At 24.3% G+C, this 10,950-nt stretch carries 12 protein-coding genes; 6 read left to right on the forward strand and 6 right to left on the reverse strand.

The features are described from left to right. The first annotated feature begins 85 nt into the window (after positions 1-85). The gene (locus tag ACRC8M_RS07300; protein WP_438528535.1) at positions 86-274 is read left to right on the forward strand and encodes a hypothetical protein; all 189 of its coding nucleotides are present in this window, start codon (positions 86-88) and stop codon (positions 272-274) included. 456 nt (positions 275-730) lie between these two features. On the opposite strand, the gene ACRC8M_RS07305 is transcribed toward ACRC8M_RS07300, so the two are convergent. From ACRC8M_RS07305 to ACRC8M_RS07325, 5 genes are all read right to left on the reverse strand, one after another. Next, a complete protein-coding gene (locus ACRC8M_RS07305) occupies positions 731-1,603 on the reverse strand; it encodes a competence protein CoiA family protein (protein WP_438517746.1) in 873 nt (290 codons plus the stop codon). A gap of 111 nt (positions 1,604-1,714) precedes the next feature. Further along, complete coding sequence (locus ACRC8M_RS07310) at positions 1,715-1,861, reverse strand: hypothetical protein (RefSeq protein ID WP_438528536.1); 147 nt, start codon at positions 1,859-1,861, stop codon at positions 1,715-1,717. A 373-nt stretch (positions 1,862-2,234) separates the two neighbouring features. Next, positions 2,235-4,691, reverse strand: a complete 2,457-nt coding sequence (locus tag ACRC8M_RS07315; protein WP_438528537.1) for a MobA/MobL family protein — start codon at positions 4,689-4,691, stop codon at positions 2,235-2,237. A 38-nt stretch (positions 4,692-4,729) separates the two neighbouring features. Beyond that, positions 4,730-5,122, reverse strand: a complete 393-nt coding sequence (locus tag ACRC8M_RS07320) for a VOC family protein (RefSeq protein WP_438528538.1) — start codon at positions 5,120-5,122, stop codon at positions 4,730-4,732. Between the two features lie 251 nt (positions 5,123-5,373). Continuing rightward, positions 5,374-7,224, reverse strand: coding sequence for a replication initiation protein (locus ACRC8M_RS07325; protein ID WP_438528539.1), 1,851 nt, complete (start codon positions 7,222-7,224; stop codon positions 5,374-5,376). Between the two features lie 679 nt (positions 7,225-7,903). On the opposite strand from ACRC8M_RS07325, the gene relB reads away from it, so the two are divergent. Together relB and ACRC8M_RS07335 are read left to right on the forward strand one after the other, a co-directional pair. Continuing rightward, complete coding sequence (gene relB / locus ACRC8M_RS07330; protein WP_047396597.1) at positions 7,904-8,134, forward strand: type II toxin-antitoxin system RelB family antitoxin; 231 nt, start codon at positions 7,904-7,906, stop codon at positions 8,132-8,134. After that, positions 8,134-8,403: a type II toxin-antitoxin system RelE family toxin gene (locus ACRC8M_RS07335; RefSeq protein ID WP_291943758.1), complete on the forward strand. Its 270-nt coding sequence runs from the start codon at positions 8,134-8,136 to the stop codon at positions 8,401-8,403. The genes relB and ACRC8M_RS07335 overlap by 1 nt, the downstream gene beginning before the upstream one ends. Before the next feature lie 41 nt (positions 8,404-8,444). Here ACRC8M_RS07335 and ACRC8M_RS07340 read toward each other — a convergent pair whose 3' ends face one another. Further along, the gene (locus ACRC8M_RS07340) at positions 8,445-8,627 is read right to left on the reverse strand and encodes a hypothetical protein (RefSeq protein WP_438528540.1); all 183 of its coding nucleotides are present in this window, start codon (positions 8,625-8,627) and stop codon (positions 8,445-8,447) included. A 281-nt stretch (positions 8,628-8,908) separates the two neighbouring features. Here ACRC8M_RS07340 and ACRC8M_RS07345 point away from each other — a divergent pair, with 281 nt between their 5' ends. The 3 genes from ACRC8M_RS07345 to ACRC8M_RS07355 all read left to right on the forward strand — a co-directional run bounded on the left by ACRC8M_RS07345 (position 8,909) and on the right by ACRC8M_RS07355 (position 10,872). Beyond that, positions 8,909-9,205 carry a hypothetical protein gene (locus tag ACRC8M_RS07345; RefSeq protein ID WP_438528541.1) on the forward strand — a complete coding sequence of 99 codons (297 nt, stop codon included), beginning with the start codon at positions 8,909-8,911 and terminating at the stop codon, positions 9,203-9,205. A 287-nt stretch (positions 9,206-9,492) separates the two neighbouring features. After that, complete coding sequence (locus tag ACRC8M_RS07350; protein ID WP_438528542.1) at positions 9,493-9,777, forward strand: helix-turn-helix domain-containing protein; 285 nt, start codon at positions 9,493-9,495, stop codon at positions 9,775-9,777. 120 nt (positions 9,778-9,897) lie between these two features. Then, a complete protein-coding gene (locus ACRC8M_RS07355; RefSeq protein WP_438528543.1) occupies positions 9,898-10,872 on the forward strand; it encodes a hypothetical protein in 975 nt (324 codons plus the stop codon). Positions 10,873-10,950: the final 78 nt, after the last annotated feature.

The raw sequence follows: 10,950 nt of genomic DNA on the forward strand, positions 1-10,950 counted from the left end.
AGATGGAAATAACTCTAATTAGATTACTTGAGAAAATTTTTGAATGAAAAATGGTCGAAATACATTGAAAATAAAGGGGGCATCAATGGTCAGGAAAATCCTTAGCGTTGTTATTCCGCGTTTTCCTGATGGGACCCCAATAAGAACTATTGTAAATATAGTTGAAAAAAATAAAGAAATTAATTTTGGGTATTCTCTTACTAAATATGGAGACCCTTATGAAGTAAAAGATGATGTTATTTTTAGAAAAATGTTAGAAGAAAATAAACTCTAAATAATAAGTCTTTGATTTTATTAGGTTCGATTAACTCTTAATTTTTTTATCTTTGTAAAAACGCATTTTACTGATGGGTCTTTTAGATATTCTAATCGATGCTTATGAAAGCAAAAAAATGCTAAAAAAAGACTAGGTGGGTGAGACACCTAGTCAGTGATTACCTAGTACCCTTTTTTAACTAGTAGTAAAAAAAGGACTATAACTAAAAACAATCTTTTCATTCGGAAACTTCACCCCCTTTCTAGGGTAGGTAACCACTAGGAAAGATTATATCATAGTACAAAAAATTAGAAAAGAGCTAGTTTCTCACCTCTAGCTCTTTTCCGTACAATGAAGTTTCCAACATTGATTGTTTTTAGTTTGTATATGGATTATACATCTTCTTGTTGACATTGTCAACATCTCTTAGAGTTATTAAATTTATATAATGTTTGTTATTGTGTTTAACATGTTTTAATTTTTTTGATCGAAAATACAAACACATACATTTACTTCTTTTTCATATTTTGAAAATTTAATATAAAGACAACCTAATTCATCATTATAAAGATAATTTATGAGTTCTCTTTCGTTATAAATATAAGCATAAAAAGGAATTGTTGTTAATTCTCCATAAAGTTCTGTAGATTTTTTTAAATAAATTTTTACTTTTGTGCGAATTATCGAATTTTTATAAGGATATTTATATTTTTTTTTCGTTTCAGGATTATAACTCCATCTATAAGCCATTTTAACATCTTTATGTAATTTTAAATCAAGTTCTATTGGGTGATATATTTCGGGTTCATAATATACTATTCCACCATTTTTAGAATAATTACTTATGTAACTTTTAGCCATTTCAAGTTCGTTATATAAATTATCAACTTCAAATTTATCATACAAGATTTTAGTTTCTATAACTTCATCAAAATCAACTTCAATTTCATAAACTTTTTCTAATTTTGATAATTTTCTATATTTTTCAAAGTATTCAGTTGTCTTAGGATTTTTATAACAAATTTCTATAATTAAATAATTTCCACTATCTGTTTTTAAAACTATATCAGGAATATAAGTTCCTTTTAGCAGATATACTTCTGTTTTTGATGCGACTATATTATAGTTATCAAATTCATTTAAAGTTGAAAAATATTCTTTCCAATATTTATGAATAAGACTTTCTCCCTTATCTCCACAGTCTTTTGATAAATGGTAAAAATGTTTAACTTTAATTGTTCCATTTCGAACTCTTAATATACCACCACAATTAGCACAATAATAATCTGTTTTAACTAAAGCATTTTTTATATGAATAATTTCATTAGTTGAATTTAACGCAAACATAATTACCACCTTGATTTTTAGATTTAAATATTTTATAATTTTAGCACAAAGCTGAACAAGGAATAAAACCCAAAGAAAATAGAGAGATGTGCAAATCTCTCTATTTTTTATTTATCCTCTAAGATAATCTACAAGTTTGGAGGCTTTCTCATTTCTTTCTAAGGCTTTTTTTGTAGGTTTAGAAAGAGCTTCCTTTTGAATTTGTTTGGCTATTTCACCTTTTACTATAAGAATGGAGCTATCATTTACTTTTTTCATTTATAACCTCCATATAGATTATTTTTTGTTTAATTTAATTATTACAAATAACAATAGTATAACAGTGATAGGTTGTAAAAATAGATTTAAAGTTTTTAAAAATTCCATCAAATTGACCCTCCTTAATTTTTTATTATTTTACGAGGGTGAAAAAATAAGTTCCAATGAGAGTAACGAATGGATCTTTTTTTTTCATCCAACTAAAAAAGAGGAAAAAAGAAAATTTCCCTCTTTTTTCTGTACTTAAATCCAATAATTAAAGCTAAATTTTTGTAATGGATTTATTATACCATTTTCCCTGTATTTTCAAGGGTATAAACACAAGGCTATATTTTTTGAAGGGGCTTAAAATCGATTTTACGAGGTCGTTTTTTTACAGTTCCCATCCTTCTTTTTCTTTTTGTAGTTTTATCTCTAAATTATTTATTTTTGGTGATTTTTCCTGGATTAAAACTTTTTTCAATCCTCCCAATGTATGTTTAAAATCTTTTTGAATTTGAACAGATTTATTTTTAACATAAGGTTTAAAATCTTTTTCTTTAGTCCCTATTTCATTTAATTTTCTTTTAGTTAAATACTGAATATTTAAATCATCTTTACTTATTCTAATTTCTTTATCAACTATCTTTTGGGCTTGTCTAAAGCTCTTTTCTATTTGGCTAGAAACATCTTTTAAAATCTGTGAATCCTTATATTTTTTTAATAAATTTTCTTCAGACACTTTAATGTTTTGATATTTAGTTTTTAGTGTATCAATTTCTTTAGATAAAGATGACCTCTTTATAAAGTTTAATTTACTTATTCCACTAAATTCTTTTTCTAGGGTAGAAATATCTTTAGATAATTTTTTACCCTCAAAGAACACTTTATTATATTCACCTTTAGTAAGTTTATTAATAGCAAATAATTCAACCGATTTAAAGCCGTTATCTAACCTTTTTGGGGCTACTAGTTTACTTAACTTGTCTTTTCCCTTCTCTAAGGTTTCAATGCCGTTATTTAGCTTTTTAATGCTTATTTCACAATTTTGAGAAAGAGCTTTAGCTTCAGTTTCAAATTTTGTTTTATTTGGAACTATAGTTTTCTCTTTTTCTAGTAATGAATTTTCATAAGCCATTATACTAACTCTTTGTTTATAAAGAATTGCATTATATTTTTCATCTTGATTATTTTTAGAATAATACTCATAAGAACTTTTAACTTTCTCTAGCTTAACTAAATTTTCTATATAGCTTTTTAAGTTAGGTTCTTTTACTGGAGCTTTTCCAATAACTGATTTTATAGCTTTCAGTTCCTCTGATGTTTTAGTTTTAATTTCTTTTTCTAATCTATCAACTTTTAATTTTTGCTTTTCTAAACCATCAATAATAGAATCATATTCTTTATATCTGTAATCTAACTTTTCAGTAATTTCTTTTAGTTTTAAATTAGACTCTTTATATCCATCTCTTTCACCCATCATCAATTGAGTTTGCATTTTATTAGTTAAAGATTCTTTTAATTGTTCATTAACCATTATATCTTTTGTGATACCCTCTAATCTAAAATTAGTTAATACATTCTTAGCTAATTCTCTAGTATTTTCCGATTCAATCTCTTTTATTCTAAACTCTAAAGAATCTACTGGAACATTTTTATATTTATTTTCATAGAATTTAAACAGATTTTTTTCATCCAAATTATTAGAAATATCTAAATTATAAATTTTTGCAGCGTTTTCATAAATTGATTTTTCTTTTTCTAAATCTCTATTTAATTGCTCTATAATTCTAATACATCTAGGTGTATTTTCAGTTTCTAATTTTAAAGAATCAATAGATTCCTTAATCTCTTTTTCTTGCTTTTTTAGATGTTCGTTCAATGGATCAATTAATAATTGATTTTCAATTTTTCTTAAATTTTTTGAATGCGAATAAAAAGCACCTTTTGTTATTATGTTTAGTGCTTTTAACTTTATGTCCTCTTCAGTTGTATTTAAGATTTTAACTAATTTAGATTTACATTCTTCTTTTGTTGGGATAATATTTTTCCTTTTAATTTCAAGCTCTCTTTTCTTAATTTCTCTTAATTCCTTAGCTTGTTTATATTCTTTGAACTTCTCTTGTTCTTCAGAAGTTAGTTTTTCTAATCCTAATCTTTTTTCTTTTTGTAAAGTAATTCCCGATATATTAACTGGAGTTCTGTTTAAAAGTTCAGCTTTTAAATAATCACCTTTTTCTAAAGCAACCTCTCTTTGTTTCTTTAAAGATTCGCAAGAAACTCTTTCCTCGAATCCATTTTTTTCTAATGCTTGATTAGATAAAATTTCCCATGATTTTCTAATATGTAATAACTGTTCTTTAGTTTGCCATTTTCTATTTCTTTTAGCTCCCCCTATTTCGGGTTTTTTAGTATAGGCTTGTTTAAAAAACTTAGGCAGTTCTCTATTAATTCCATCAAGTTCTCTTTCAGAAAACATAAGATGACAATGAATATTTTTCTCACCATCTTTATTATGTGATTCATGGATAGCAAACGAATAAGGATGACTATTTCCTATTTCAGTTTTTACAAAATCTTGAACAAGTTTAACTCCTTGTTCATAGCTTAATTCATTAGGAATATTTAACTCCAATTCTCTATATGTAATTGCATTAATTCTTTCGTATTCATCAGCACCTTGCCAAAATTCAACTGCTGATGTCCCATCAATAATACAATCCATATTTCCCGATTCTTTATATACTAAATCTTCTTTTTTACTGTATTTATTTTCTCTTAAGATGTACTCAGCATGAGCTTTACTATACCCTACTTTTCCAGTCTTATAATGTAATCTATATTCAGCCATGTAAGCACACCTCCCAATTTATGATTTTTAACTATCTCTTAAAATAAAGGATTATCTCTAATTTCAATAATTGTACCTTCTGGAGCAATTAATTTAAAGAGAAATCCTCCCTCAACATTATATAAAATTTCATTGTTTTTTAATTTAAATTTATTATAAACCGATTTAATTCTTTCTAATTCTTGGACTATATTATCTACAAAAAAACAGATATGAACAAGTCCAGTTATATTTTGAGAAGATTCTTTCTCATCCGTATTTTTAGGTGTTTGTAACTCAATATAAAAACCATTCAATTCTAGCCATGAATTATAATCTCTTCCGTGAAAATTAGGAGTTTCTTTTTTTAATGAAAAATTTAAAATTTTAGTATAAAAAAATATTGATTCATTATATGTTGATGTTTCAATACAAACATGATGTACCTTCAATTGGTACCTCCTTATAATCAAATTTTGAAAAAATTTACCTTGTTCCATTAAAGGGTTAGAGAACATCTTATTTTTGAAAAAAATATGAGGTTTTCTAACCCTTTAATGGAGGGTTTGGGAGTCCTCTCCCAACACGTGTGCATGTCTCAAAATTGAGACATGCTTAAGCGTGCATTATATTCTAATTATATCACTTTGATTTAGAAACTTCAATTGAAATATAAAAAAAAGAGGGATTATTTTTCCCTCTTTTACTCTCCAATTATTTTATCTTTATATTGAATTTTTATATTTTCATCCCTTGCAATTTTTTCTAATCTTGCAACTAATGCTCCCCCTTTTAATGGAGTTCCTTTTTTAGATAATAATTTTTCTATTTCAATATTCTCTAATTTTTTAACTTCAGTTTTGTTTTTTTTCTTATTTAAAATTTGTTTAAGTTCTTCTAATTCTATTTGATTTTTTAGCCACGCTAAATTATAATCTTCTCTATTTTTAAATAGTTCTGAAAATTGCTCTCTAATTTTAATTTCTTCTAATAAAGTTTCATCATTCAAAGGTGTCTTTTGTTCTTGGAAGTTTTCTTTTAATGATTCATTAGATAAAAGAACTTCTCCTAAAGAATTATAATCATCTTCAGTTTCGCTTTCTAAATGTTCTTTGTATTCATCATATGTTAAATCTTGATTTAATTCTTTTGTTGTTAAATATCCTTCTTTATTTAAAACCTCATCTTGAAACTCTAAGAAATTATTCCACTCTTCTTTACTTTCAAAATCATTTGTTAAAATATAATTTTTTTCTAAATATTCATCAAATAATTTCTTTGATTCTAAACTTTCTTCTAGTTTATTTTCTACCATAAAAATTTTATAAATTGAACTTACTAATTCTTCTTGAATCTTTTGTTTTTTATTTTCTATAATTTCATATTTATTTTTATTAGCAATATCAAAACCTTTTCTTGTTAATAGATTATGCTCTGTATTTTGTTCTTGTAAAAATTTCTTATAAAGTTCTTCATATTCATCTTTTGTAATTTTTTCAATTTCTGTAATTCTAAGCTCTTGATCTTTTTCTAAATCTAAGTTATTTTCTTTTAAAATTTCTTCTTTTATTTCTTGTTCTTGGACAACTTCAGGAACAGTTTTTACAACTAATTTTTTTTCTTTTTGCTCCATTCCTGTTTTTATAGATTTAATTAAATAATTTAAACTTTTTATCTCTTGTTTAATTTCCCTATATGACCAATTTAAACCTTTTATAAGGTCTTTTTCTTGGAACATTTGAACTAATATTTCAATATTATCTATTGTTAATAAAGGGGCAATAAATCTATTTTTCTTTGCTTTTTCTAGAGTTTTATTTACTTTATCTGAAATTTCAATTATATCTATTACATCATACTTTTTTTGAGAAGCTATTTTTTCTACTTTTCCACTCCAAGTAAATTTTAAACTTGTAACACTTCTACCTGTTTTAATTTTTTCTAATTTCAAATTAGGAAAAAATTCAGGAAGTTCTCTAAATATAGGAGCTAAAACAAATTTATCAATTTCAGAAATTCTATACCCTTTAGGAATACCTAATAATTCTCTAAATTTATCAATTTTAAACTCAATATTTTTAGATTTTTCCCATTCTTTTAAAAAAGAATACATGAGTTGTGAATAACCACTCCCTAAACTTGTATATTCTAAAACATCTTGAATTGTAAAAGGTTTTGCTACTTGATTTAATAAGTATCTGTATTCATCATTTACTCTTATTTTTACTAATCCTTTATCTTCAAAAGTTTCAAAAACAGTAAATAAAACAAAATGTTTTACTCCATTTTCTTTTTTTACAACTATACTCGCATTTTTTATTCTCTTATATGTTTCTTCTAATGATTTATAGATATTATCTCCTGCTTTTGTTGGAGTATAATTACTAATTCTTGCTATCTCTTTTACATCAAATTCTAATAAATTGCTTTCTTGATTCATTAATTTATAACATAATGCAAATACTAAATTTCTTTCTTTTACATTAAAATCTTGAAATTGTATTCCATGAAAATCTTTATGATGTTTTAATTCAAGTTTTTCAGTTTTAGACATATTTTCCTCCAGTTTTTTAATTGGATTTTCTACCCTTAAATTAATTATAAATAAAAAAGGGTAGTTTGTCAATTTTAAAACTACCCTTAATTTTTGGATTTTCTACCCTTAATTTTTGGATTTTCTACCCTTAACCTTTGGATTTTCTACCCTTAACCTTTGGATTTTCTACCCTTAACCTTTGGATTTTCTACCCTATAGCATCAAATTTCATTTGATTTTATTGACTTAGATTGATACCGAAAGTCTTTAAAGGAATTTAAAGAAAAAAAGATTCTAAAGATACGCTTACGCGAGGAAAAAAAATTTGAATTTTTTAAAATTTTATAAAACAAAAAAAGACTTAAAATCAAAAAATAACGAATTCCAAATTCTAAAATCACATTCTAAACCGTATTTAAAAGCTCTAAAACACATTAAAAAACGATTTCATCACATTTTAGCATAAAATACTCATATCAATAATTCGACATAGCTTAAAATCCATTTTACAAAGAATTTACTATTTTTTTAATTATTAAAAAAAATTAAGAAATTTCAGAGTTTTTACTAAAATTTAGATTTGCTTTGTATTTACTGGGTTAAATGATATTTTTAGCTTAAAATTAATAAAAAAACTCTTGTAAATAACCAAAATAAGTATTACAATTGTAATACAAAATATTGAGGGAGGTTTTTTATGTCAATTATTTCTGTTAGATTAAATACCGATGAAGAGCTATTATTAAAAAAAGTTGCTGATTTTGAAGGTGTTGGACTTTCTAGCTATATAAAAAAAATTGTTTTTGAAAGATTGGAAGAAGAATATGATTTAAAAGTTGCTGAAAATGCTTATAAAACTCATGTAGAATCAAATCAAAAAACTTACTCTTTTGATAGTGTAATTGAGGAATTAGGAATTGATTTATGATTAAATATAAAGTTGAATTTTCAGAAACATCTTTAGGACATTTAAAAAAATTAGATAAATCAGTTCAAACAATTATTTTAAAATGGATTAAAAAAAATCTTGTTGATTGTAATAATCCTAAAGCACATGGAAAAGCATTAGTAGGAAATAAAAAAGGATTTTGGAGATACAGAGTAGGTAACTATAGATTACTTTGTAATATCCATGACGATGTATTGACTATATTAGTTCTTGAAGTAGGACATAGAAGTGAAATTTATAAAAAATAAAAAAGGAGAATAAAAAATTATTCTCCTTTTTTATTTTTAAATTATTTACAAACTTTGCAAGGATAATACTTATTTCCAGTTAATTGTTCAGCTTTCTTAATAGCACTATCTAGATTTTGAGCTTCAACATAAAAGAAATTACTTAAAGGTCTATTACTGCAACCTAAATTATGAACTTGATATTTGTCGTCATCTTTTTCTCTGTTTACAATAAACTTGATCATTTTAAACTCCTCCTAAATAATAAAATTATGTTCTATGATTTTAATATATACTTTAAAATATTCATATTGTCAAAATTTTTTATTCATTGTGATTAACGTGTTTATTTAAGATTATTTTTTAAAAAAATAATCATTGACATAAACATCGATTACGGTGTATAATTGTTGTGTAAATAATTATAAATTACAGACATCACAATAAAGGTGTTTGTCTCTTTAAAATGTTTAAATAGCAACAATTTAAATGTGATGTTATTTCAAATATTTTAGGAGGTTTATCAATGAAAATTGAAATTTTATCATATTTCAAAAAAGAATTAGTAGGGCTAAAAAGAGGAAAGTTTTTTATCTATGAGATTATGAAAAAACTTATTTTATTAGAAGAGTTGAATGGATTTATTCCAAATCAGACTAAGAAAATAAAAGCTCATGATCCATTAATGGAACTAAAATATGAGGATGTAAGAGTTTTTTATATGATTAAGGATTCTGAAATTTTAGTTGTTGGCATTTTGAAGAAAGATGTAAACAAGTTCCCATCTAAAACTTTAGAAATTATGAGAAAAAGAGGAGAATAGTTTAAAGGAGGAAGAGGATTCTTTCTCCAAAATTATTTCTTTCGAGTTGCAGCCTAACTAAAATATTAGTGTAATTTATAATGAGGAAATTTAATAGGAAAATAGCCTATCAAAGCACGAGGAGAAGTAAAACTACAATTTAATAGCCAAAGAGGAGGAGATGATTTAATGATGAAAGTAATTACAAGAGTAGACAAAAGAATATTTTTGAGAAAAGAAGGTATAAAAACGGGCTTTTTATTATAATTAATTTATTTAGTAGGAAAGAAAAATAGAAGGAGTCCAAAATGAAAAAAACAAGTATGAGTGATTGGAAGAATGAAATATTAAAAGATTCTGAATTAGCTGAAAAATTTGAAAAAGAAAAAGCTATTATGAAAGTAATATCAATATTTCTAACTTATAGAAAAGAAAATAATCTAACTCAGACTGAATTATCTAAAAAATTAGGAACTACACAACAAGCTATATCTAGATTAGAAAAAAATTTAATAAATCCATCTTTAGAATTTTTAGTTAATTCTTTATATGAAATGGGTTATGAAATATCGATTAATAAAATAAAAAAATAATTATTAAAAATTGATTAAGTAAAAATCTGCTGAGAATAAATTAAAGGTTCTTAGCAGATTTTTTAATATTTAATTATTGTATACAAAGTAAAATTATCAAATTCAAGTGAGGAGAGATATGTGTTTACAAAATTTTTAATTGAAAAAAGTACAAGTGAAAAAAATTTAAAATTTAAAAAAAAATTATTTGATAAAAAGATAAAATTTATTGAATTAAAACTTGAAAATGATGAAAAAAAAGAAAAAATATTAAAAGTAGGAAATGTTGTAAAAACAGAAATAATAAAAAATGAAAATATTTATTCTTTAATAGCGACAATTGAGTTTTGGCACATGGTTTCAAATACATTATTAGATAAACATAATGAAAAAATGACAAGAGAAGCTTTAATCCAAGTAGAAAAAAATTTAAAAAACTGTTCTCTTCCAATATTTAAAGAACATGATTTTAAAAATCCTCCTATTGGAAAATGGATTAATGCTAAAGTTGTTGACTTTGAAAATGAAAGCTATTTATTTGCAAAATTAGAAATATTTACAGAAAAAAATCTAGGGGTTATAAAAAAATCTAAAGAAATGAAAATTGATATTCCTAAAAAAAATACAATATCGTTTGATAGAAATTTTACAAAAAATAAATATTTAAACGAATTAATAAAAAATGAATTGATGGATGATGAAGAAAAATTAAATTTAGAAGTAAAAAATATTGTAAAAAAATCTTTTGAATTTACTCCAGAAATTATTATTAGTTTTGCTGTTGTAGCTGTAGCTAGTGGATTTTTTAATTCTTTAGGAAATGATTTATATACTAAATTAAAAATGATTATAAAAAAATCATTTTTAGAAATGAAAACTCCACCTAAAGAACTCCATACAATTTTTATAAACTATTTTACTCTTCCTGACAATGAAGTTATTGAAATAAAAACTATTTTTATTTTAGATCAAAATTATCAAGAAATAGATATATTTTCAATACAACCATTTTTAAAGAGGCAATTGCAACAGATAATAGAAAAAAAATTACCAATAAGGGGTCCCGTCAGGAAAACGCGGAATAACAACGCTAAGGATTTTCCTGACCATCTATGACCCCTTTATTTTCAATACTTTAATCTATATTTAGCTCTCTTAAAAATTCTAAAGAAGTAGTACAATCTGAATCAAATT

Origin of the sequence: Cetobacterium sp. (genome assembly GCF_051653945.1) — a bacterium.
Classification (GTDB): domain Bacteria; phylum Fusobacteriota; class Fusobacteriia; order Fusobacteriales; family Fusobacteriaceae; genus Cetobacterium_A.